Below are 22,992 nucleotides of genomic sequence, written 5' to 3' on the forward strand. Positions count from 1 at the left end.
ACCTGCCGTCTAACCTGTTTTCGGGGCCCGTGCGCTATCTGCGCCGGGCCCTTTAGACTCTGAATCCGGCTCAAGATGAATCACAAAAACCGATCCGGGGAACTGATCGGTCAAAGCGTCTTCGATATCGTCACAGATATCATGGGCCGTCGCCACGCTCATGCCACCGTCAACGACCAGATGGAACTCGACAAAGATCATGCTGGCGGATCGACGGCCCCGCAGGTCGTGATATTCCAGCGCCCGGCCCAGATTTGCATCGATGATGCTCCGCACTTCATCCAGTTCGGGATCAGTAAGGGATACGTCCATCAGACCGTCAATCGACTTGCGAATGACCTTCCATCCCTCCCACAGAATGTTCAGGGCGACCAGAATGGCCAGGATCGGGTCCAGGATCAGCCAGCCGGTGGCAAGGGCCAGCACCAATCCGATGACAACGCCCACCGAGGTGAACACATCGGTAAAGATATGCTTTGCGCTGGCCTCAAGCGCCGGAGAGGCGTACTGCCGCCCGACCCGCAGCAACATATAGGCCCACGCACCGTTCAAAGCGGTTGCCAGCACATTGATTGCCACCCCGGTCAGCGGGGCCTGGTCCAGATGCGACGATGACAGCGCGGCAACGGCCTCTCGCAGGATTAGAAGCGCCGCCAGCACGATCAGCACACCTTCGACAACAGCAGACAGGTATTCGGCTTTCTTGTGCCCAAAGGGGTGATTATCGTCAGGAGGTTTGCCGCCGATCGAAACCGCAAAGAACGCCAGCAAGGCCGCGACCACATTGACCACGGATTCCATCGCATCGGACAACAAGGCGACTGATCCCGTCAACCACCAGGCCAACAGTTTCAAGGCCAGAACCGCGATGGAAATCGGGATCGACCACAGGGCAAATTTCTGGATCATCGCTTTGGTGTCCTGCAACCTTGGGACAGGTCTATCACTTTGTTCGATGATCCCTATGGCTTTTTCTGATCAGAAATCAAGCGTCTGCTTGTGCCGCCTCATAGGCCAGCATGGCGCGTTTCACCGGCAGGCCCCAATGATACCCACCCAGCCCTCCGGATTTTCGCAGCGCGCGGTGGCAAGGGATCAGCCAACTGACCGGGTTTCGACCCACGGCCGTCCCGACGGCGCGCACAGCTTGCGGTGATCCCACCCGTTGCGCGATCTCGGAATAGGTTGTGACCTGCCCCGAAGGGATATGCATCAGCGCTTCCCACACTTTGATCTGCAGGGGCGAGCCAATCAAATACAGAGGCGTTGGTTCCAATCGGTCGCTCACCGCGCCAAATGCACTGAGCGCCCAGGGCCGCAGGCGCATCGGGTCCTCGACGAAATTGGCATTGGGCCAACGCGACAACATATCCGCCATGGCATTTTCTTCGCCGGTTTCGGCCCCAAAGGCCATTCCGCAGATGCCCTTGTCGGTGCCCATCACCAAAGCAGGACCAAAAGGACATTCAAACCATCCCCAATAGATGGTCAAACCGGCACCCCTACGGGCGTATTCGCCGGGGCTCATGGATTCCCATTTCAGGAACAGATCATGCAGGCGACCGCTGCCGGACAGGCCCACATTCAGGGCGGTTTCCAGTGTCGTGTACCGCTCGCGCAGCAACGCCTTGGCATGGCCCAGCGTCAGATATTGCTGATACCGCTTGGGCGATACCCCGGTCCAACGTGAGAACAGGCGCTGGAAATGCGCGGGGCTCATATCCATCTGCTGTGCCAGTTCCTCAAGACTCAGGGCCTCTCCGCCCTGATCAATCAGGTCAATCGCCCGGCGCATGACATTATAGTGATAGCCGCTTTCTGGGGTCTGAACATTCATGATCGCACTCCTTCCATAGACAGAAGATGGCCTGTTAACGACCAGAGTGCGACCCGATTCTTGCGCTATCTGCGCCCTCAGACCTGCGGGATAACGGTATAAGGTGCCGCCTCTTCCGGGGGTGCAACCTTTTCCATGACGTTGATGCTGACATGCGGCCAGCGGATCAGACCGGGCTTCCCGTCAAAGCGTGGGAAGAAATCCAGACCGACATTCTGCAGATACATCATCAGCAGCTTGGGTTCACCGCCAATTCCCGGCTCGTCCAGCTCCATGATCCAAAAGATCGAATCCATCACCGCCGCGTTGGCTTGTTTGACAACAAACGGAATGTTGACGATCCCGGCATCCTCAAGCGCGGTGTTGAACGGCAATATCGTGGTTTTTTTCACATTGTTCGGTATTCCAGCTGCCAACAACAGATGCGGATGCACAGGGTCGAAGCCTGGGAACCCCGGGGCGGTCACAACGCCGTTGAACGGATTATCGTGATAATGTTTGTAGGGCGAAAGATATCCGCTGTTCAGGTCCTTTGTGGCCCCTTCGGGCAGCCCGTCCACCACCGGAATCGTCGGCGGTCCATCGATCTCGCTCGCTTCTCCAAGACCTAACAACGAGTCGCCATGTGGCACCGTTCCCAAACGTGCAACGTTCAGATTGTTTGTGGTCAGATTGGTCATATGCAGGAACAGACCGGGCTCGTGATGGATGGCCAGATCGGCAGGTCCCGCCAGTCCGCTGTCGGGGCGATCTTCAGCCGAGAGCTGCGCGATGGACTGCTGATAGTCCAGCGTGACGACAAACTGATCGGTGTTAATGGTCGGGTCTCCTGAGGCCGGGTTCGGACGCTCAATCCCGCGGTTTGGAACCGCTTTGTCAACGGTCGTGAATTGAAGCGTTTCCTCGAATTGATTAACCAGCAGACGGTAGTTGAGACGGCTGCCAGGCTCGGTCGCAAACGGAAGCGCGATCATGTTCCAGCCACGTCCGCGCGTGCTGTCGCCGTTCTTCCAAACTCCGGGCAGTAATTTCAGGGGGCCGAGGTCTTCGTCACCTTGATGGGCCAGCTCAACAGACCGATAACGGGACTGCAGTTTTGCGGCAAGATCTGGGTTCGCCATGGATCAACCTTTCAATAATTAAATAAAATATCCGCCAATGCGGGAAAAATGCGCTGAAATAAAAATAGGCTGCGCCTGGCAAGAATAACACGAATCAGGCTTACCTTACGTAATCCAAAACCCACAGCTATCCGCTAAGCAGATTCTTGCTTGTGTGGTTACCCGAGCCATCGGCTTGCCCTGCGCCGCAATACGTGCATACGTCGCCGCATGGCCAAGCAACTTGATTACCACACTATCCGAGAGATTTTTACCCGCTTTCAGCAGGCTGACCCGGAACCTGAGGGTGAGCTAGAGCATGTGAATGTCTATACTCTGGTCGTAGCGGTGGCGCTGTCTGCACAGGCCACCGATGTCGGCGTCAACAAGGCTACGCGCGCCCTTTTCAAAACCGCCGACACCCCGCAAAAGATGCTGGACCTGGGCGAGGATGGTCTGATCGAGCATATCAAAACCATCGGTCTATTCCGCCAAAAGGCAAAGAACGTTATCAAGCTCAGCCGTATTCTGGTCGAAGAGTATGACGGCGAAGTTCCCAATTCCCGCGCCGCGTTGCAATCGCTGCCGGGCGTCGGGCGTAAGACCGCCAATGTGGTGTTGAACATGTGGTGGCGCTATCCGGCGCAGGCCGTGGATACGCATATTTTTCGTGTCGGAAACCGAACAGGCATCTGCCCGGGAAAACATGTGGATGCGGTTGAACGCGCAATCGAAGATAACATCCCGACCGATTTCCAACTGCACGCACATCACTGGCTTATCTTGCATGGCCGGTATCACTGCAAAGCACGCAAACCTATGTGCGGAACCTGTATCATCCGCGATCTCTGCCAATTCGAGGACAAGAACCTATGAAAACCTACCAGCTCACCGGTATTGGAAACGCCGTTGTGGACGTGATCTCTCAGGCCGATGACAGTTTTCTGGAACTGATGGGCATCGAGAAGGGCATCATGCAGCTGATAGAACAGGAGCGGGGTGAACTTCTTTACGCCGCTATGGAAGGCCGCGTGCAAACGCCGGGCGGATCCGTTGCTAACACGATTGCCGGTGCCGGCGCACTGGGACTGAGCGCAGCCTTTATCGGACGCGTACATGATGATGCGTTGGGACGATTCTACGCAGAGGCGATGCACGAGGACGGTGTGGATTTCGTGAACCCGCCCGTACCGGGTGGAGAGCTTCCGACTTCGCGCTCGATGATTTTTGTCTCACCCGACGGTGAACGGTCGATGAACACCTATCTGGGGATTTCCTCGGAGCTTTCCTCGGCGGATGTGTCAGCCGGGGTCGCGGGTAACAGCCAGATCATGTTCCTTGAAGGCTATTTGTTCGACAAGGAAAAAGGCAAAGCTGCGTTCCTTCAGGCCGCACGGGATTGCCACAAGGGCGGCGGCAAGGCCGGGATCGCCATTTCTGACCCGTTCTGCGTTGAACGGCACCGGGTCGATTTCCTGCTGCTGATCGAAAACGAACTGGATTTTGTGATCGGCAACGAGGCCGAGATCAAATCCCTGTTCGAAACCGACGATCTTGAGGATGCACTGGCGAAAACCGCCGATATCTGCCCTCTGGTGGTCTGCACCCGGTCAGGCGACGGGGTAACTGTGCTGAATGAAGGTCAGCGCTTTGACATTCCGGTGGAAAAAATCGTTCCCGTCGACGCCACCGGCGCAGGCGACCAATTCGCAGCCGGGTTCCTGTTTGGCATGGCCACCGGGCGCGACTATGAGACCTGCGCCAAGATGGGCAATGTCTGCGCCCGAGAGGTGATCAGCCATATCGGCCCGCGCCCCAAGGCGGATATGATCGATTTGCTCAAGCAGGGCGGCTTGCTTTAATCGGATCAGGACTGGCCTATAGTTTGTGGGAGGGGCAGAGCCCCTCCCCTCACGGTTATCTCTGCACGAACAGGGCGATCCAGACGCCTACGAACATGAATATGCCGCCAAGATTGACCCAAGTGTGCCAAATCGCATAGCGGAAAGGCAGTGTCTTGCGGGCATAAAAGACTGTGCCGATCACGTAGCTTGCCGCCCCGGCCAGAATGCACCACAGGACTGAAACGGGGACATCTTTCAGATCGGGTATGGCGCACAGCCCCAGCGCGCCCAGACCCAGATAGGATGCTGTTGACCATCGGGACTTGACCGTCTTGTTGGCGATCTTGTTCCAGATGGCCACCACAGTCAGCCCCCAGCACAACCAGAGCAAAGTCATGGTCCAGCCGGTACCGGCCAGCAGGAAAAAGGGTGTGAAGGTGCCGCAGATACTGGAATAGATTGCGGCATGGTCTATGCGTCGCAGCAGCTGCCGACGCTGGTGCCAGCGGGAAAAGTGATAAAAACACGAGGCCAGATTAGAGCCCAACGCACAGGCTACATAAACCAGAACCGCAAGAATAAGCCCGCTGTCGAGCATCAGGTACGATTTGCGGATCAGCGCTCCGCCAGCGGTCAAAATCAACGCCAGACCGATAAGATGCACGACCAGATCGGCGCGGCGGTGGCATGGGTCCGGACTGGGATAGGTCTGTGGGATCATGTCAGTTCAGGTGATCCGAAAACGCTGCAACCACGCGTTCATACACGTCGCGTTTGAACGGCACGATTTCGGCAACCAGCTGGTCCGGTTCCTGCCATTTCCAGCGGGTGAATTCGGGATGCTCAGTCTGAATGTCGATCTGATCGTCGCGGCCAGAGAACCGCATCAGATACCATTTCTGCTCTTGACCCCGATACCGACCTTTCCAGATCTTCGGCACGATGTCATGCGGCAGATCATAGGGCAACCACCCCTCGGTCTCGGCGATGATCTCGACCAGATCTGCCGTGACGCCGGTTTCTTCCCACAGCTCGCGCAGCGCCGCATCGCGCGGGTCTTCACCCTGGTCCACACCACCCTGAGGCATCTGCCAGGCGTCCTTGTGGCGGTCGTTGCGCTGGCCGACGAATATCTTACCCTCGGCATTCATCAACATCAGCCCGACGCAGGGGCGGTAGGGCAGTTTGGCAATCTCTTCGGGGGTCATACGCGGCCTCGTGAACATGCTTTGGAGCGTCTGTAACAAGCAGCGGGCCCAAGGCAAAGGGTATGACGTTAGGTTTCGCGTGACAAAGATGACGCGAAGGTCAATCTGGCAGCCAAATTCTATAAGGGAGAGTTCTGGATGACTGCATACCCAAACATGCTGGCCCCGCTGGATCTGGGCTTTACCACGCTGAAGAACCGCGTGCTGATGGGCTCGATGCATACCGGGCTTGAGGAGACCGGCGATTGGAATCGGGTGGCCGAGTTCTATGCCGACCGCGCGCGCGGTGGCGTGGCGCTGATGGTGACTGGTGGGATCGGACCAAATCTTGAAGGTTCGGTACTGCCGGGGGCATCAATGATGACCAACGACAAAGAAGTGGCAAACCACTCCATCGTCACCCAACGGGTGCATGAGGCCGGTGGCAAGATCGCGATGCAGATCCTGCATGCGGGGCGCTATGCCTATGGGCCGAAATGTGTCGCACCCAGCCCTGTGAAATCTCCGATCTCTCCGTTCCCGCCGACCGAACTGGACGAAGAGGGTATCGAGAAACAGATCAGCGATATCGTGAGCGCCGCGGTCCTGGCCCAGAAAGCGGGCTATGACGGGGTCGAGATCATGGGGTCCGAAGGGTATTTCCTCAACCAGTTTCTGGTGACTCACACCAACAAGCGCGAGGACCGTTGGGGTGGCTCTTACGAGAACCGGATGCGCTTGCCGATCGAAGTTGTCCGCCGCACGCGCGAGGCCGTCGGCACGGAATTCATCATCATCTACCGCTTGTCGATGATTGACCTGGTTCCCAACGGATCTACTCATGATGAGGTTGTGGAACTGGCGCAGCGGATCGAACAGGCCGGCGCCACGATCATCAACACCGGCATCGGCTGGCACGAGGCGCGGATTCCCACCATTGCCACCAGCGTTCCGCGCGCGGCCTTTGCTTGGGTGACCAAAAAGCTGATGGGTAAGATCTCGATCCCGGTCATCACGTCGAACCGGATTAACACGCCGGAAGTCGCCGAAGAAGTTCTTGCCACGGGGTGCGCCGACATGGTTTCGCTGGCCCGCCCGATGCTGGCAGATGCGGATTTCGTCAACAAAGCCATCGCTGCTGAGGCGGCGACGATTGCACCCTGCATCGCTTGCAACCAGGCCTGTCTGGATCACACATTCCAGGGCAAACTGACCTCGTGCCTGGTAAACCCGCGCGCTTGTCACGAAACCGAATTGGTGATCACACAGGCCGACAGCGTCAAGAAAATCGCCATCGTAGGGGCGGGCCCGGCAGGCCTGTCCACCGCATTGACCGCCGCGCAACGCGGCCATGACGTTACCATTTTTGACCGTGCCCGTGAGATCGGCGGTCAGTTGAACATGGCCAAGCAGGTTCCGGGCAAAGAGGAGTTCTGGGGACTGGTCAACTGGTACCGCGCCATGATTGCTGATCTGGGCATCAAGGTCGAGCTTGAGCGTGAAGTGGGCGCCGATGATCTGGCAGGCTATGACGAGGTGGTAATCGCAACCGGCGTCGTCCCGCGTGATCCGAAAATCCCCGGTCAGGACCGCGACAATGTCGTCGACTATATCGACGTCCTGCGCCACAAAACCCCGGTTGGCCAATCGGTTGCCGTGATCGGAGCGGGCGGTATCGGCTTTGACGTGTCCGAATTCCTTCTGGAAGAAGGCCACAGCATCACCACCGACCTGCCCGCCTGGATGAAGGAATGGGGGGTGACCGACCCGGCCGAGCATCGCTCGGGGCTGGCACCTGAAGGGCCACAACCTGCCGCCCCCGCGCGCCAGGTGACTTTGCTGCAGCGCAAGGCGCAAGCCCATGGCAAAGGGTTGGGCAAGACCACCGGCTGGATTCATCGCGCAACGCTGAAGATGAAAAACGTCAATTTCGTCGGTGGCGTGAATTATGAGCGGATCGACGATGACGGGCTGCATGTGAGTTTCGGCGAAGCACGCGAGAACCCGACAGTAATTGCGGTGGATACGATTGTTCTGTGCTCGGGCCAGATCTCGGACCGCAGCCTGGCGGATACGTTGATCGAACGTGGCATCACCCCTCATGTGATCGGCGGCGCGGATGTTGCAGCCGAATTGGACGCCAAACGGGCCATCAATCAGGGCACGCGGCTGGCAACCACTTTCTGATATGCCTTGGCCCGGTCCAGAACCGGGCCAATCGCTCTGCTGGTATTGGGGTCAGTCGGCCAGCGCCAGCTTTGCACCCAATGCCCCAAAGGCCCCGGCGAAACAGCGCCTGACCCAAGCCATGACAGTGGGCCGCTGGATCACATAGTCGCGTGCCACCGCAGCGAAAGCGCCATAGCCAACAAAGACGACAAAGGTCATGGCCATGAAGGACAAGGCCAACTTGATCAGCTCTGCTTCGGCGGCACCTGTACCGGCGGGAATGAATTGCGGCAGAAAGGCCAGAAAGAACAAAGATAGCTTGGGGTTCAACACATTGATCAAGGTGCCCGTGATTGCAATCTTCACATACCCTTTTGCGGGTTTCTGGCTCTGTACATCCAATGCTCCGCCTTGCCGGACGATCCCCCAGGCCATGTAAAACAGATACAGCACCCCAAGGTATTTTAGCACCAGAAAGGCCAGCGCGCTGGTATGCAGCAGGGCCGCAAGACCGACGATACTGGCCAGCGCAGCAGGTACGATCCCTATGGTACAGCCAATCGCCGCCGCAAAACTGGCCCAAAAGCCACGCCCCAACCCAACCGCAAGCGTATAGATCACGCCGGTGCCCGGTAAAAGCACAACGATCAGAGACGTCAGTAGGAACTCTGTCGACATCCTAGCCCTCCCTTTCCTAGCACGCAGAATTTCCGGTTCGAAAGGAAAAGTAAACGCCATACATCACTGTGGCCCGGCGACATTCCTGAAAGCCCGCCGGATACCAATAGCAGAAGTCTCTTATCGCTTATTCAACGGTTATCGTAATCACGTCAGACACGATGGGCGTGGAATGCGGTACATGACCTGCATCGCCCAGAACCAGCTGCAGCGTATGTTCGCCCGCTGCCATATCCAGCGTTACCTCGGTCTGGCCACCGCCGAAATGGATATGATTGTCATCCGCGGGCAGACCATAAGACAACTCATCCGCACCGTCCTCTCCCTGCCCCAAAGGCGGTCGGTCGATCAGCAGATGATGATGCCCGGTGTTTTCCTTTTCAGTACCCGCCGGCGCGACCCCCATGCCGCTGAGGCCAAAGACCACGGTGATCGGAGATTGGACAACGTCGCCGTCAGACAATTTCACAAAATAGACCTGCGCTTCGGGGTTTGATGGTGTTTCACCCCCGGCCAGAGCAAATGTCGCCGACAGGCAGGTTGCGGCAATAGCTAAAACAGCTTTCATAATCTTCTCCGTTGTCACAAATTTGCCATCCTCATGGTAGCATGTTTCGGCCCGAAATCGAGGATACCCGTTGTCAAAAGGCTTGTGGCCCATATGGAAACCACTGTTTCAGAGTTTCCCAAGCGCAAACGATCCGATTCAAATCCCTGATATTATCCCATGTCCGCCCTGTTTCCGCCCAGATTTGACGTAAAGATCAGTTAAAGAACCTACACCTGGGGAACAAGAATGGACCGACTGACCGAAATGGAAGCCTTCGCCAACGTGGTGGACCAAGGCGGTTTCACCGACGCGGCCAAGAAAATGGGCATCTCAAAATCGGCTGTGTCCAAGCACGTTTCCAGCCTGGAAGCACGCCTGGGCGCAAGACTGCTGAACCGCACGACGCGCCGCGTGTCACCAACCGAAATCGGGCTGGCCTATTATGACCGGGCCCGCCGCGTTCTGAATGACGCGGGCGAGGCTGATGCGCTGGTCACCTCGATGCAATCTGCCCCCTCTGGTCTGCTGCGGATCAGTGTGGCGACAGATTTCGGCGTGAATCACCTGTCTCCGGTTCTGTCGGGATTTCTAGCTGCCTATCCCGACATCACGGTGAATATGGTGCTGAACAATCGCTATGTTGAGCTGATCTCGGAAGGGTTCGACGTTGCCGTGCGGATTGGTGAGCTGGAAGACAGCACATTGCGCGCCCGCAAGCTGACCGAAACCGTCAAGCGGATGGTCGCCGCGCCCACCTATATCGAGAAATTCGGGCGTCCGCAAAAGATCGACGACCTGAACGAACACAAGCTGTTACATTATTCCAGCCAGTCTTCGGGCAATGTGTGGAAACTGACCGCACCTTCGGGTGAAAAACGTCAGGTTCGCACCGCCGGGTGGCTCAGCGTGAATGATGGGCAATCCTTGTTGAACGCTGCGGTCTCAGGGCTTGGGATCGCGCATCTGCCCAGCTATCTCTATTCCGACGCGCTGAAGTCGGGCGAAGTTGTCGACGCAATGCCGTCGCTGCCCGATGAAGTGCAAGGCGTTTATGCCGTCTACCCGCCCGGTCGCTTTACGCAGCCCAAGGTGCGGGCATTCATTGATTTCCTCGTCGATGCCTTCAACGAAAAAGGCCCGATGGACTGGTAATTTCTCCCGGTGGAAACTGAACGGCCCGCACAAGTAGTGTGGGCCTTTTTTTATTCGCTGAACACGGCCAGCCCCATACTCTGCGCGACCGTACGCAAGGATTGGATCAGGATATTCTGTCCGGGCAGATCAGCTTCTTTTCTGCGAGAAAGAAGCGCGATATCGCGGTTGGCATTTGTTATAGTCAACGGGCGCAAATGGACCTCATCGCGGTAAATCCCCTGACGTCTTGCATACAGGTCCGGCAACACCGCAACCCCAACCCCCGAGGCCGCCATCAGTACAATGGAATCAAGCGTGGTCCCCTCGTATTCATCCGACACAACCCCACCGCATTCCGCCGCCAGCGCATAGACGATCCGGGACAGACGGTGGCTTTGGTCCAAGGTCAGGATCAGCCGGTCGCGCAAGTCTTGAGCCGTAACACCATACGTATCATTTGACAGCACATCGTCTACGGCAACTCCAATCCACAGAGTCTCGTTGAACAAGCGCTGCTGGATTGTGTTCGGGTGATCCTCGGGCGTGGAAAGGATCAGATCAAACCGACCAGATTTAAGTCCTTGTTCCAGATCACGGGTGTTTTCCTCGCGCACGACAATGCGCAGACCGGGGCGGTCCTGATGGACCTTTTTGATGACCTGAGGCAGCAGGTAGGGCCCGATTGAGGGCAACACGCCCAGCCTTAGCCGTCCTGAGACCGGTGTCTCGCTGCTCATCGCGTGGCGCAGATCCCGGACTTCGGCAAGGATCTTCTGGGCGCGTTCGATGAACTCTTCGCCTTTGGCAGTCACCTGAACACCACCCCGGTTACGATCAAAGATGCGCAGGCCAAGTTCTTGTTCTACAGAGGCAATTTGCGCCGAGAGGCTGGGCTGGCTGACATTCAGAACCTCAGCTGCCAATCCAAATCGACCCAGTCGGCTGACCGTAACGATATATTCCAGTTGCCTTAGTGTTGGGCGCATTTCATAGCTTTAAACTATCCAAAAATTAGAAAGATAATATTTGGATAACAAAAATAGGCAAGGCACTTAGCCCGTGAAATCGGGACAGGAGCCAAAATGCCCAGCGTAATCGAAACCCTTTCCAGCAACTTGCTGGTCCCAACCATCCTTTTCTTCGTCCTCGGGCTGCTCGCGGCTTTTGCCCGCAGCGATCTGTCGATCCCCGGTGGGGCAGCCAAGTTCATGTCGCTGTATCTGCTGCTGGCCATCGGCTTCAAAGGCGGCAGCAGCCTGGCCGAGCATGGCATCCCCATGGATCTGTTCCTGACTTTGCTAGGCGGTGTGGCGTTGTCTTTTGTCATCCCCTTTGTGGCATTCGGCCTGCTCCGGGTCATGACACGGCTGGACGCGTTGAATGCGGCGGCTGTTGCCGGGCATTATGGGTCAATCTCAATCGTGACCTTCGTCACCGCAACCAGCCTGCTGGATTTGGTGGGTCTTGATCATGACGGCTTCATGGTTGCTGTCGCCGCCGCGATGGAGGTTCCCGCCATCCTTTCGGCCCTTTGGCTGGCGCATAAAACCAGCAGCAAGGGCGTCAATGACAATGGGCTGTGGCGCGATCTGTTGGCAAACGGGTCGATTGTCCTGTTGACCGGGGCCTTTCTAATTGGCGCTATTACGGGTGGCGAAGGGATGCAGATGATTGCGCCCTTCATCGTCACACCCTTCACCGGCATCCTGTGCCTTTTCCTTCTGGATATGGGCATTTCCGCAGGGCGCAGCCTGATCAAGAACCGCGACAAGCTCTCGCTGGGTCTGTTTGCCTTTGGAATGCTGATGCCCCTGATCGGCGCTGCGATGGCCTGGGTGGTCGGGGCGGTGATCGGCCTGCCCGAAGGCAGCCTGTTCCTGTTCATGGTCCTGTCTGCATCCGCCTCGTATATCGCTGTGCCCGCGGCGATGAAGATCGCGCTGCCAAAGGCCGAGGCCGGGATTTATCTGACCCTGTCGCTGGGTGTGTCCTTCCCGTTCAACATCACGATCGGGCTGCCGCTGTACCTGTGGTGGGTGATGTAGGGATCAGTTGATCAGCAGAACCGCCTCGACCCGGCGGTTGAGTTCGCGACCTTCGGGCGTTGCATTCGAGGTGATCGGGGCCAGATAACCAATCCCCCGCGCCTCGACCCGGTCGGCGGCCACGCCGTATTTCTCGATCAGCCGGGCGCGCACGGTTTGCGCCCGGCCCGTGCTGACCGAAATATTGGCCTCGAGTGCGCCGGTATCATCCGTGTGCCCGACCAGAGCCAGCCGCGTTCCGGGATTGTCCGACAAATACTGCGCAATCTCATTCAGAGAGCCGAAAGGCCCCTCACCCAGGGTTATTTCGCCCGTGCGGAAATGCAGATCGCCCAGAATCACGTGGCCCTCTTGGGCAAGCTCTGCCAACAGCCCCTGCGCCTGATCGACCTCTTCTTCGATCACCAGCGGAGGCGCGGCCTCGGCCCCCTCAGGTGACACGCGGATCATCTGCACATAGCCATCGGGCGGGTTTCGGCTGACCAAAAGGCTCAGGACTTCGTCGCCCTTGGCAGCGGACAAAAAGCGATAGTCCTGGATGGCCACATACATGTCAGGCGTCGGGACAACCTCGGTTCCAAAGCGAAAATCGAAGCCACCGCAACTGCGGGCGTCGCAGTCAAAGATAACCTCATACCCCTGGGCTTTGATCTGTTCCCGCAACGGGGCGAGCAGCTGCAAAGTGGTGCTGGACCCGGCCTGCAGCCGCCAGGTATAGCGCTCGACCCGCCCTTCGACCCGGCGCGCTGGGACTGTTCCGTCGACGTAGGGGCCGGTGGGCAGGTCATAGCTGTCGAGCGGGCTTGTGCGGTCGCTGACCAGACGCGCGCCCGAAGGCAGCGTCAGCTCTTGGCCGACAACGGGCGACGCAATGAGCAACAGGAATATGGCGAGGCGGCGGATCATCTTGATTGGGCGTGATACTCGGGGTTGGGGGACATCGCGGTCGCGCTTGCAACACGGTTCGACATGTTGAAAAAGCCGGTCACATTGGCAATGTCCCAGATATCGCGGTCGCTAAACCCGGCATCGCGCAGGACCTGCCGGTCAGGCTCTTCGATCTTGGTGCTTTCGGTGGTCATTTTAGACGCAAAATCCAGCATGGCACGCTGCCGCTGATCCAAAGGCGCAACCCGGTAGTTCATGATCAACATTTCACCCAGCTGCGGATCACCGGACAACTGCCTGACAGCCGCACCATGTGCGACAAGGCAATAGAAACACTTGTTTATTGCCGACACGACCACCGCGATCATCTCACGCTCGAGCTTGGACAGCCCGCTATCGGCCAGCATCAGATCGTTATACATCGCGGTGAACGCGTTCAGCTTGTCGATGTCAAAGGCATAGGCCCGCAGGACATTGGGCACAAACCCCAGCTTTTCGACGCAAATGTCGAAGTATTTCTGCGTCTCGGGCGGCAGCGGATCAGCCATCGGAAGGTTCAGCGCGGTGGGCAGGGCAAGATCGGTCACTTTGGGTTCTCTCCTTCAACCAGCTGACGGTAATGGTATTCTCCGGCAAGCTCCATCCCAAGCGCGCGATAAAGGCCATTGGCCCCCGCATTCGCCTTGGTGCAAATCACGCTGAGCGTCCCGGCGCCCTGATCCTGTGCCCAGAGCGCAGCCGCGCGCATCGCCCATTGGCCCAGGCCCTGACGGCGATGAGCGGGCAAAATCTCAAGTGCGTGGACCATGGCCACGTCCCCATGCATCGCAACAAATCCAGTACCAGCAGGTTGGTCACTATAGCGAAGCAGCAGGCCGGTCTTTGGACCCGGGGCTCGCTCCATCACGGCCAGCCGCTCTGGTCCAATCCCGCCCTCGGCCCAGATCTCACGCATGATTGCCAGCGGCTCCCATATCGAGAACACCGTTACGCGGGGGAGCGGAAGATCAGTCAGATGCTCAACCGGGCAGGTGTAAATATTGACCGGATCCAACACGGAATAGCCCCGGCCTTCAAGCTGCGTATCCAGCGCCTCGTCCCCTGGCCACAGGCAAAAGATGCGCTTTTGTCCCAGTGCCTGCATCGCGACCTCGGCCGCCGCAATATCCTCATCCGAGGCAGGCCCCAGCGCATTGGCCGCACTTACCCGCGATCCGCCGCCCAGACCCTGACGCACCAGAAACGGCCCCAGCTTTTGGCGCTGCGCAGATGGCCATGTACCCTCGACGACGTCAGGCCAGGTAACGCTCACAGACCAAGCTCTTTCGCCAACCGGGTTGAGGCCGCGTCGATCCGGGCACCTTCGGTTCCGCGAATGACCACATTGGCGCCAAACACACCGTTGATCTGAAACGGATAACACCCGATGGACAGATCCTGAAAATCCGCTGCGAGTGCCGCAAGGGGGGCGGCGATATCGCCTTCGCCGCGATCCACCCGTAAGGTTTGGGACAGCAGAGGAACACCGCCGGTCAGACCCGGCAATACACTCGCCACCATCGCCTGAAAGACCGAGGGCACCCCAGCCATCACATGAACATTGCCGATGGTAAAGCCTGGCGCAGTCGACACCGGATTGTCGATCAGCGTGGCACCATCAGGGATGCGCGCCATGCGCAAACGGGCAGCGTTCAGTTCCAGCCCGGATTTCTCGTAATGCGCTTCAAGCAAAGCGCGGGCATCGTCGCGGATGTCGATATGCGCGCCAAAGGCACGGGCGATGCAATCGGCGGTGATATCATCATGGGTCGGTCCAATCCCGCCGCTGGTGAAGACATGATCAAACTTTGCCGACAACGCCTGAACGGCGGCTTCGATTGTAGCGGCGTCATCGCTGACCACACGGACCTCTTTCAGGTCGATCCCCTGCTTGGTCAGCTCCTGCGCGAGATAATGCATGTTTGCATCGCGGGTGCGACCCGACAGGATTTCATCCCCGATCACCAGCATGGCTGCGGTTGGATTTTGCATGGCCTGCGCCCCCTTGATCGACCCTTTCCGCAGGTATAGGCCCTGAAGCATGCGATTTGAAACCCCTCTTGTCCCCGCCCACCTGATCCGCCGCTATAAACGCTTTCTGGCCGATTGCAGGCTTGAGGACGGGCGCGAGGTGACAGCGCATTGCGCCAATCCCGGCTCGATGATGGGACTGGCCGAACCGGGCGAGAAAATATGGTTGGAGCCCAATGACGACCCGAAGAAAAAGCTGAAATATGGCTGGCGGCTGGTCGATCACGAAAACGGGCATTTCACCGGGGTCGATACATCAGTTCCGAACCGAGCCTTGCGCGCATCCCTGATGGCGCGAGAAATCCCCGAGCTGGCAATGTATGAAACCGTGCGCCCCGAGGTGAAATACGGCGAGAACAGCCGCGTTGATTTCCTGCTGACCCAGCCGGGCCTTCAGGACGCTTATGTCGAGGTAAAATGCGTGACCCTGTCTCGCGAACCCGGTCTGGCCGAATTCCCCGACAGCGTCACAGCGCGCGGAACCAAACATCTAGGGGAACTGACAGCTATGGTGGACCAGGGGCATCGCGCAATCCTGCTGTATCTGGTTCAGCGCACCGATTGTGAGCGAATTGCATTGGCCGCGGATATCGACCCGACCTATGCAACGGCGTTCGAGTTGGCGCAAGCTAGGGGTGTCGAGAAACTGGTCTATGGCACACGGATATCGCCTGAAGGGGTTTGGGTAAACGTGACCGAAAGCCAATTGTTCATGCAGAAGCGTTGAAGGGGTAGTTTGAGCCCAAAGCGGACTAAGTAAATTCTGGTTTCAGCCTTATAACAATCGTCCCTGCCAGATTGACGATGTGTATGCCTCTCTTGTATCGACCGTGGGGCTTCGTCAGGGATCTCCGTTCCGAGCACTTTGGCATCGTATGTTGTCCAACGTGGCGTTAGTATTGCCAACACTCTGGCATAGTAGAAAGAGCTTTGTTCCGGATCGTAATCGGGGTCTTTCCAATACTCGGATAGAATTGCCTGACCAATATCGTTTGTCCAAGTTGCACTCTCAACGTCAACGGTGTCGCCAACGGGCCCGTCACACTTCGCGTTCACTAGTTCGCGCCCGCCGCAAGAAATATCGTAAACGTGTTCCGAAGTTGTCCCGTCGCTATTTAACCACCCTTTGACGATTTGAATGCGGTCTAAATTGGCTCCATCGGGACGCCTCCTTCATATCCATACGCGGCAAAATCAGCACGCGGCAGGTCCGTTTCTTCAAAATCGTATCCGGCAAAAACGCGAACGCGCATGCGCGGACCTTTGGTTGCGTAGACTTCTTTCCGAGCAAGAGAGTGCCAAATGGCCTCGCGTGTGTTTTCTCTTGCCCAAACTGCCGCCATTCCCGACGCCGAAGTTTGCCATGCATATTGGGCAACCTTCTCGTCGCCACCGATGCCGCCCACGACTTCTTCGAAACGGATCGGGTTCGCAGTGGGTTCAACGGCAGCGTTAAGTTGTTGCCCAAACTCAGTCATGAGAAGTGTGGCGTCTTTCGCTGCCAACAGCGGCACGAGACCCAAGTTCTCAGCGTGATCGGCAACCACCAAAAAGTCCAATGGTCAGCGCAGCCTAGCTTCGACACCGGTGCTGGATATCACCACCTCGCCCTTGGCAAAGCGGTAGGCTTCTTCAGGGCCTAGCACATTGTCGATCATACCGGCATCTGCAGAGTCGGACGTATCCAAATGAGTGTCGCCAAAAAAGACCTGATTGGGAAAGCTCTGCCGTGGATAAGGTGAATACTGCCTGTCGCCGCGTTGAGTGCTCGGGATGTCCTCGGCATGGGCGCAAAAAGCAAGCAAAATGGTAAGAACAGATGCAAAACGGATCATTTTTGACCTCATCTATTGCACGAATGATGCTACGTTAAATGCACATTTCTACGACTCGTTCTTGTTCTTCGAAATAATTAGATTCTATCTACCGCACTAAGCCGTTGGCTAGGTTCACCGGGGCGGAGGTGGAAGCACCTTCTTCGACTGGAGTACCTGAAGGATGTCAATAATTGCCTCAGTACTCGTTTCGATTGAACCTCGGAAGAACAGTCCGACGCCACCTTCCCCTAACTCCCGTGTGCCACCGGCGTCGTAAGTTGGTGAGAGAGAGACAAGTTCGGGAGGTAGTTCTGGGCATACCGGGTTTCTTTGAAGTATTGCGTTCGCGGTCTCGATGAATACCTGCCGAACCTTTTCGACATTGCCCTTTGCATCGGACGACTCGGTGAGTTGATCCGGAGCAAGTCTCAGGTCATCCAAACGGAAAAAAAGGCAGTCATCTTTGAATTCGGCCGAAGCGGAAGCACCCACCGTCAAGCCACCAGCGAAAGTGTTCTCGCCGCGTATAGATCCACCGTCGCTGCGGCTTTCGCATCGGAAAAGCTCTGCTTCGATCCTCCCACTTAGCGAAATCACTGTATCGTCGGCACGGGCCGTTGCTTCGGTCACACCGATCAGTGCGTTGCAGACATCTACAAACGCGGCTCGTTTGAGTTCCTCTACAAGTATTTCTTTTGCCCGGCGAAGGTCTACGACACTTTCGATTGAGATCCTTGTCGCGTTCACATCTTTTAGTCTCAATGCCAGATCAACGGGAAACTCACGATCTCCTAGCATGACGTCCCCGTTTGCTTCGAAGGTAACCTCTTCAGCTAGCAGCGCGGATCCGAAAAGCCCGGCAGTAGCTAGTATCAGAAGAAAGATCCGATCCATCATCCTGCCCCCCCAACAATACCGCGAGATTGCATAACCGCCAGGAGTTCCATCATCGTCATCGCACTGGTGTCGATTGAGCCGCTCAACGCAACACCGATGCCACCGTCACCAATTTCTCGTGTACCGCCGGCGTCGAAAACCGGATTCAACGAAGAAAGCTCCGAAGGCATCTCCGGACAAATCACATTCTCTTCGGTGAACTCCTTTGCCTTGGTGAGAACGACCTCCTCGACGCGCTCTGTGAGGCCAATTAGGTTAACCAACCCGCCGACAAACCCGGTAGGTTGAAGCACGACGTCGGCAAGATCAAAGTGAACGCATTGATCTTGAACATTGGCGCGTGCCGCTGCGGCGATCCCAACAGTCGTCGAGATAAAGCGTACTCCACGCCCGTTGGTTCCCTCGGATTCTTCGTTTCGACAACGATAAAGCTCGACGTCCACTGAGCCAACGAGTTCAATGAGATCACCGCTGGCGCGGGCGTCGTCGAGTTCAAAGTCAACATTCAAAGAGCAACTTTGTTCCAGAGTACCCGACAGAAGCGCGGGCGCTTGGACTTGGATTTCTCGCAGATCTAAGAGCCCCCGGAAACCTAGGCGCGTTGACGTCGCACTGCTGATGCCCGCGTTAAATGTGTAAGGTAGGTTTTTCCCACGAGCGGGAATCTTGTTTGAGATGCTAAATTGAACTTCCCCGGCGTAGTCGCTTGGCGACGCATTCTGTGCACTGGGTCGAGCGTTCAACTCGGACTTCAAAAGTTCTGGGTTCGTGGTTGCACAGGATGCGAAGAACAGCAAACACACAAAGGCAAAAGGTACGGTTTTACGCGCCCCAAGTTCCGCCAAACTCCGTTGTAGTTCTATTCCCATTACCCTTCGCTCAACCTCACCGTTGAATATCAACCCTACCGTACAGCGTCACGGCGAAGGTCAACAGTTTGCACCACGAAAATATACTGGTGCGGTGTTGTGTTGTCGCAACGACTTGCAGTTGACGCGGGTCCTTTGAAACTTCGAGCATAAGCTCTGCCCACAAGACTTTTCTCTCGCGTTATGCCCAGAGAAGGAGCAGATGCATTCGGGCATCTGCCAATATTGCGAGGGTATGCTTTCGATTCGTCGCCATGCCAGCACCTCTCATCAACAAACCGACTCCTAGGCGACACAATGTGTTTTACTCTCGACACAGGGTGCTTTTCACCTCCACAAGGGTGTTACGCCACTAAAGAGGGAAAAACCATGCGCTTGCTTTCTATACTTATTGTGACGGTTCTATTCACAACCGGCGCGGTTGCCCAAACAATCGACAGGATAACAAAAAACAACGAAATCCGATTTGGTTTTCGAACAGATGCTGCTCCGTTGTCTTACATTAACGACCAAGGTCGCCCGTTTGGTCTGTCGCCGTTGATTTGCGATCAAGTAGCGAAGGTAATTGCGCAGAAACTGGAATTGAAGGATTTGAATGTTCAGTTCATTCCGGTCGACTCTAAGGATCGTTTCGACAAAGTTGCTTCCGGAGAGGTGGATATGCTCTGCGGGGCAGCGTCGATTACACTTTCCCGACGCGAAATTGTTGATTTCTCAATTCCAACTTATGTCGATGGCACGTCCATATTGTTACCAATCGAGGCTGAAGGCACCATGGGTGCACTCGCGGGAAAGAAGGTTGGAATGAGAAGCAGCACAACAACAGAGGCGTCCGTTCTGAATTCATTTGAAGCTGCAGGTATCGACGCAGAAATGGTGCGGTTCGCTTCACACCCAGACGGTATCAAAGCACTTCGAGACGGTGAAATTGACGCCTATTTTGCAGATCAGTCGATTTTGCTGGTCAACTACATTGCTGCGGGACTAAAGGGCAAATTCAAACTATCCCAGGAAATACTGACGATAGAAAAGCAAGGATTGGCCATCGCGAGGGGTGACGATAACTTTCGACTCGTTGTCGATAGTATTCTGTCAGAAATGTATGCTCAGGGCACAATGGAAGAGATATTTCGTCTCGCTTTGCCGGGGGTGGAGCCGAGCGAAGCACTAAAAGCTCTGTATGTTTTCGCCCCCATTAATCCCTGAAGCTTGTCGCGCAAAACAGTTTTGTCGGGAGTTAATCGCCCTGCGCAATAGAAGCTGGCCTTGTAAGTAAATTGACGGCTCAAGCCAGCTTGACCAATGACCGTGTTTTACTAAATGATCCTCCATTTGGCAGGCCAGTTGCCAGAATCACGGTCTTAGGCGATCCTTCGATAAATTGAAGGATCGCAATATGTTTAGATATATAATATTTGCTCTCAGTTTAAGCGCATCTAACGCCCTGTTTGCACAAGAGGCGTCCGATACTGTTGCAACGGAAGTTACGTCTGAAACTTCATCCGACCTTTTATCTGATGCTGAGTTGCAAACTTTGGTCGCCCCGGTGGCTCTTTTTCCCGACACTCTACTCATACAGATATTCGTTGCGGCCACTCAGCCACTGGAGATTGTTAAAGCAGAACGGTATTTGTTGGATAACGCCGACCGCGACCCCGTAGAGCTCGAGCCGGAAATCGAAGCTATGGGCTGGGATCCGTCTGTAAGTGTATTGGCCACGGCGTTCCCCGAAGTCGTCGGTCAAATGGCCACCCACATCGATTGGACCGAGACAGTCGGCACCGCCATGCTGGCCCAGTCCGACGATGTACTGGATGCGGTGCAGGTAATGCGGGATCAGGCAATTGACAGCGGAGCTCTTGTTTCCGGGCCCGAGCAAACTGTCGAGGTATCTGATGAAGAAACGGTTGTAATTACTCCGACACAACCCGAAACAGTGTACGTCCCGCAATATAATCCCGAGACTGTCTATACCGGCCCGTCGACCGGGGACGTAGTGGGCGCGGCCTTGCTGACATTTGGCACCGTGGCGCTGATCGACGAGATTTTCGACGATGACGACGATTGGTATGACTATTGGGGGTGCCGGAATTGCGGCGGATGGGGCGGTGGCCCGATATACAGAAACCCGGACATCGACATAGACGTCGACGGCAACGTCAATATCGGTAACGATATAGATCTTGGTGACCGAACTGATATCGGATGGAAACCCGATCCTGACCGAAAAAAGGAAGCCCGGGACAAGATCGCTGATCACAAAAGGCCGGAAGGTGGTCGCGGCGACCTGCCTGTCGACCGCCCCGAGGGTCGCACGGACGAACTCCGCGCAAAACTGAGCCGTGAATCCGGTGCTGCAGACATCAGCAGGGGAGGCGCGGCAGCAGTTGCAGCCGGTGCAGGGGCGGGGGCTATCGCGAGCGGTGCTCTGGCCAATCGAGGTAGTGGGGGCAAGTCCTTGCCGCAGGTGAATCGCGGTAACGTTGATCGGGACAAGGCTGCTGCCAAGCAGCAGGCCATCGATCGGACTAAACGGCCAGATGCGGCGAAGAAGCCTGTCAAAAAGAAACCGCAAGCAGCTAAGAAACCTCAGGTAAAAAAGGCCACGGCTCAGCAAAAACCCGCTGCGTCCAAAGGTAAGGCTATGAAGAAAAAATCTTCAGGCGGCAAAGCTCACAAGGCGTCCAAACGGGGACATGCTGCCAAAGGCAAGGGGAGGCGGTAACATGCGTAAATCGGTTTTTTCTATTTTAGTGATCGCAGTGGCTACTGGACCGGCGTTTTCCGACGGTGCCCTGTTCGAAACTCCGCAAACCGCGCTGGACGCTTTTGTCGAAGCGTTAAGGGCCGATGACCAGAACAAGCTGCTCGAGATTTTCGGACCAGAGGCAGAAGATCTAATCGGAACGGGTGATCCGGTGGAAGATCAGCAAAGAAGGCAGGAAGTGCTTGGCATGTATGCTAAAGGATACCGCTTTCAGCCCGAGGATGATGGGGTTTTTCTTCTGCTTGGCGAAGATAGTTGGCCCTTTCCGATCCCAATTCTGCAAGCTGAGAATGGTTGGAAGTTTGATTTAGAAGCCGGGGTAGAGGAGCTTTCCGCCCGTGAAATCGGACTGAATGAATTGGAAGTAATCGAAACGCTTGAGGCCTATGTTGATCTTCAGGCGGCGTTTCGTCTTGTGGACCACAATGGCGATGGCGTCATGGAATTTGCCCAAACGATCATATCGGATCCCGGCGCACGAAACGGCCTCTTCTGGCCAGAAGAAGACAGTTTTGTCGGTGAAGCCCTTGCCCGCGCCACCGCCTCGGGGTGGAGCGACGGTGCGGATGATTTCGAACCTGAACCTTTCCTCGGTTACTACTTCGCAATTTTGCAGGGGCAGGGACCAAATGCTCCGGGTGGTGCCTATTCCTATTTTGTCGGCGATCGGTTCGTGGCGGGTCACGCCTTGCTTGCGGTGCCTGCGGACTACGGAGAAACGGGTATCCATTCTTTTCTCGTGGGTGAAAACGGCACCGTGTTCGAAGCGGACTTTGGGCCGGATACGCTTGAAATAACAGCTGAGATATCGACCTATGATCCCGGCCCAAATTGGTCACCAGCCGAGTAAACTTAGATTGGCGGCGACGCTTAGTTGCCGGGCCTTGGTTTGACCGCTTTTTTGCCGTGTGCTGGTGTAGATTGAATGCAATTTTCGACTTAAGTGACTCTGGTTCGGGAAGGATCGATTTTGGGAAATCTAATTAATCGATGAAATAATTGCCCTTGATTCAATTCGACCCAATTTGCCCGCAATGGTTTGACCGAATGGCCGCTTTGTCCGCTAGGGTCAGGACTCATAGCCAATAGATGACGAGAGCTGCGATGGCGATTGCTGAGAGGAAGACCTTCGGGCACCTG

The 22,992-nt window shown here is 56.3% G+C and carries 23 protein-coding genes and 1 pseudogene; 9 read left to right on the forward strand and 15 right to left on the reverse strand.

Annotated elements, in window-relative coordinates; genetic code table 11:
* Positions 1-9: 9 nt before the first annotated feature.
* From AC2FIZ_RS18920 to AC2FIZ_RS18930, 3 genes are all read right to left on the reverse strand, one after another.
* A complete protein-coding gene (locus AC2FIZ_RS18920; RefSeq protein ID WP_142639994.1) occupies positions 10-909 on the reverse strand; it encodes a cation diffusion facilitator family transporter in 900 nt (299 codons plus the stop codon).
* 76 nt (positions 910-985) lie between these two features.
* Complete coding sequence (locus AC2FIZ_RS18925; protein ID WP_271952091.1) at positions 986-1,837, reverse strand: bifunctional helix-turn-helix domain-containing protein/methylated-DNA--[protein]-cysteine S-methyltransferase; 852 nt, start codon at positions 1,835-1,837, stop codon at positions 986-988.
* 77 nt (positions 1,838-1,914) lie between these two features.
* Positions 1,915-2,958, reverse strand: a complete 1,044-nt coding sequence (locus AC2FIZ_RS18930; protein WP_142639991.1) for a heme-binding protein — start codon at positions 2,956-2,958, stop codon at positions 1,915-1,917.
* Between the two features lie 210 nt (positions 2,959-3,168).
* On the opposite strand from AC2FIZ_RS18930, the gene nth reads away from it, so the two are divergent.
* Both nth and AC2FIZ_RS18940 read left to right on the forward strand, forming a co-directional pair.
* Complete coding sequence (gene nth, locus AC2FIZ_RS18935; RefSeq protein WP_271952085.1) at positions 3,169-3,813, forward strand: endonuclease III; 645 nt, start codon at positions 3,169-3,171, stop codon at positions 3,811-3,813.
* The gene (locus AC2FIZ_RS18940) at positions 3,810-4,799 is read left to right on the forward strand and encodes an adenosine kinase (protein ID WP_271952078.1); all 990 of its coding nucleotides are present in this window, start codon (positions 3,810-3,812) and stop codon (positions 4,797-4,799) included. Before nth ends, AC2FIZ_RS18940 begins: the two co-directional genes overlap by 4 nt.
* A gap of 55 nt (positions 4,800-4,854) precedes the next feature.
* Here AC2FIZ_RS18940 and trhA read toward each other — a convergent pair whose 3' ends face one another.
* Together trhA and AC2FIZ_RS18950 are read right to left on the reverse strand one after the other, a co-directional pair.
* Positions 4,855-5,502, reverse strand: a complete 648-nt coding sequence (gene trhA / locus AC2FIZ_RS18945) for a PAQR family membrane homeostasis protein TrhA (protein ID WP_281996029.1) — start codon at positions 5,500-5,502, stop codon at positions 4,855-4,857.
* Position 5,503: 1 nt separating this feature from the next.
* Positions 5,504-5,989, reverse strand: coding sequence for an RNA pyrophosphohydrolase (locus AC2FIZ_RS18950; protein WP_271952074.1), 486 nt, complete (start codon positions 5,987-5,989; stop codon positions 5,504-5,506).
* 138 nt (positions 5,990-6,127) lie between these two features.
* On the opposite strand from AC2FIZ_RS18950, the gene AC2FIZ_RS18955 reads away from it, so the two are divergent.
* Positions 6,128-8,155 (forward strand): FAD-dependent oxidoreductase, encoded by a 2,028-nt coding sequence (locus AC2FIZ_RS18955; protein ID WP_496791468.1) that lies wholly within the window; start codon positions 6,128-6,130, stop codon positions 8,153-8,155.
* Positions 8,156-8,206: 51 nt separating this feature from the next.
* On the opposite strand, the gene AC2FIZ_RS18960 is transcribed toward AC2FIZ_RS18955, so the two are convergent.
* Positions 8,207-8,815 carry a LysE family translocator gene (locus tag AC2FIZ_RS18960; RefSeq protein ID WP_142639979.1) on the reverse strand — a complete coding sequence of 203 codons (609 nt, stop codon included), beginning with the start codon at positions 8,813-8,815 and terminating at the stop codon, positions 8,207-8,209.
* Between the two features lie 127 nt (positions 8,816-8,942).
* A complete protein-coding gene (locus tag AC2FIZ_RS18965) occupies positions 8,943-9,383 on the reverse strand; it encodes a DUF4399 domain-containing protein (RefSeq protein ID WP_142639977.1) in 441 nt (146 codons plus the stop codon).
* Positions 9,384-9,611: 228 nt separating this feature from the next.
* Here AC2FIZ_RS18965 and AC2FIZ_RS18970 point away from each other — a divergent pair, with 228 nt between their 5' ends.
* On the forward strand, positions 9,612-10,517 hold the full coding sequence (locus AC2FIZ_RS18970) for a LysR family transcriptional regulator (protein ID WP_142639975.1): 906 nt from the start codon (positions 9,612-9,614) through the stop codon (positions 10,515-10,517).
* 50 nt (positions 10,518-10,567) lie between these two features.
* On the opposite strand, the gene AC2FIZ_RS18975 is transcribed toward AC2FIZ_RS18970, so the two are convergent.
* Complete coding sequence (locus tag AC2FIZ_RS18975) at positions 10,568-11,485, reverse strand: hydrogen peroxide-inducible genes activator (RefSeq protein ID WP_281996024.1); 918 nt, start codon at positions 11,483-11,485, stop codon at positions 10,568-10,570.
* A gap of 96 nt (positions 11,486-11,581) precedes the next feature.
* Here AC2FIZ_RS18975 and AC2FIZ_RS18980 point away from each other — a divergent pair, with 96 nt between their 5' ends.
* Positions 11,582-12,544, forward strand: a complete 963-nt coding sequence (locus AC2FIZ_RS18980) for a sodium-dependent bicarbonate transport family permease (protein ID WP_281996023.1) — start codon at positions 11,582-11,584, stop codon at positions 12,542-12,544.
* A gap of 3 nt (positions 12,545-12,547) precedes the next feature.
* On the opposite strand, the gene AC2FIZ_RS18985 is transcribed toward AC2FIZ_RS18980, so the two are convergent.
* The 4 genes from AC2FIZ_RS18985 to AC2FIZ_RS19000 are packed head-to-tail and all read right to left on the reverse strand — an operon-like array spanning position 12,548 to position 15,463.
* On the reverse strand, positions 12,548-13,450 hold the full coding sequence (locus tag AC2FIZ_RS18985; protein WP_281996022.1) for an OmpA family protein: 903 nt from the start codon (positions 13,448-13,450) through the stop codon (positions 12,548-12,550).
* Positions 13,447-14,019: a peroxidase-related enzyme gene (locus AC2FIZ_RS18990; protein WP_281973798.1), complete on the reverse strand. Its 573-nt coding sequence runs from the start codon at positions 14,017-14,019 to the stop codon at positions 13,447-13,449. Before AC2FIZ_RS18990 ends, AC2FIZ_RS18985 begins: the two co-directional genes overlap by 4 nt.
* Positions 14,016-14,744: a GNAT family N-acetyltransferase gene (locus AC2FIZ_RS18995; protein WP_271952061.1), complete on the reverse strand. Its 729-nt coding sequence runs from the start codon at positions 14,742-14,744 to the stop codon at positions 14,016-14,018. The genes AC2FIZ_RS18990 and AC2FIZ_RS18995 overlap by 4 nt, the downstream gene beginning before the upstream one ends.
* Positions 14,741-15,463 (reverse strand): competence/damage-inducible protein A, encoded by a 723-nt coding sequence (locus AC2FIZ_RS19000; RefSeq protein ID WP_142640091.1) that lies wholly within the window; start codon positions 15,461-15,463, stop codon positions 14,741-14,743. Before AC2FIZ_RS19000 ends, AC2FIZ_RS18995 begins: the two co-directional genes overlap by 4 nt.
* 49 nt (positions 15,464-15,512) lie before the next feature.
* On the opposite strand from AC2FIZ_RS19000, the gene sfsA reads away from it, so the two are divergent.
* A complete protein-coding gene (gene sfsA, locus AC2FIZ_RS19005) occupies positions 15,513-16,229 on the forward strand; it encodes a DNA/RNA nuclease SfsA (protein ID WP_281973799.1) in 717 nt (238 codons plus the stop codon).
* Here the strand turns inward: sfsA and AC2FIZ_RS19010 are convergent.
* The 3 genes and pseudogenes from AC2FIZ_RS19010 to AC2FIZ_RS19020 all read right to left on the reverse strand — a co-directional run bounded on the left by AC2FIZ_RS19010 (position 16,154) and on the right by AC2FIZ_RS19020 (position 19,085).
* Positions 16,154-17,349: pseudogene (locus AC2FIZ_RS19010) on the reverse strand (DUF3604 domain-containing protein). The gene sfsA and the pseudogene AC2FIZ_RS19010 sit on opposite strands and share 76 nt — an antisense overlap.
* 102 nt (positions 17,350-17,451) lie before the next feature.
* Positions 17,452-18,216 carry a hypothetical protein gene (locus tag AC2FIZ_RS19015; protein ID WP_281973800.1) on the reverse strand — a complete coding sequence of 255 codons (765 nt, stop codon included), beginning with the start codon at positions 18,214-18,216 and terminating at the stop codon, positions 17,452-17,454.
* Positions 18,213-19,085, reverse strand: coding sequence for a hypothetical protein (locus AC2FIZ_RS19020; protein WP_281973801.1), 873 nt, complete (start codon positions 19,083-19,085; stop codon positions 18,213-18,215). Before AC2FIZ_RS19020 ends, AC2FIZ_RS19015 begins: the two co-directional genes overlap by 4 nt.
* A gap of 369 nt (positions 19,086-19,454) precedes the next feature.
* Here AC2FIZ_RS19020 and AC2FIZ_RS19025 point away from each other — a divergent pair, with 369 nt between their 5' ends.
* The 3 genes from AC2FIZ_RS19025 to AC2FIZ_RS19035 all read left to right on the forward strand — a co-directional run bounded on the left by AC2FIZ_RS19025 (position 19,455) and on the right by AC2FIZ_RS19035 (position 22,702).
* On the forward strand, positions 19,455-20,291 hold the full coding sequence (locus AC2FIZ_RS19025; RefSeq protein ID WP_185956747.1) for an amino acid ABC transporter substrate-binding protein: 837 nt from the start codon (positions 19,455-19,457) through the stop codon (positions 20,289-20,291).
* Between the two features lie 190 nt (positions 20,292-20,481).
* Positions 20,482-21,810, forward strand: a complete 1,329-nt coding sequence (locus AC2FIZ_RS19030) for a DUF3300 domain-containing protein (RefSeq protein ID WP_496791470.1) — start codon at positions 20,482-20,484, stop codon at positions 21,808-21,810.
* Between the two features lies 1 nt (position 21,811).
* The gene (locus tag AC2FIZ_RS19035; protein ID WP_496690423.1) at positions 21,812-22,702 is read left to right on the forward strand and encodes a DUF2950 family protein; all 891 of its coding nucleotides are present in this window, start codon (positions 21,812-21,814) and stop codon (positions 22,700-22,702) included.
* The last annotated feature ends 290 nt before the right edge of the window (positions 22,703-22,992 follow it).

The organism is Ruegeria sp. CDSB022, from assembly GCF_059611145.1.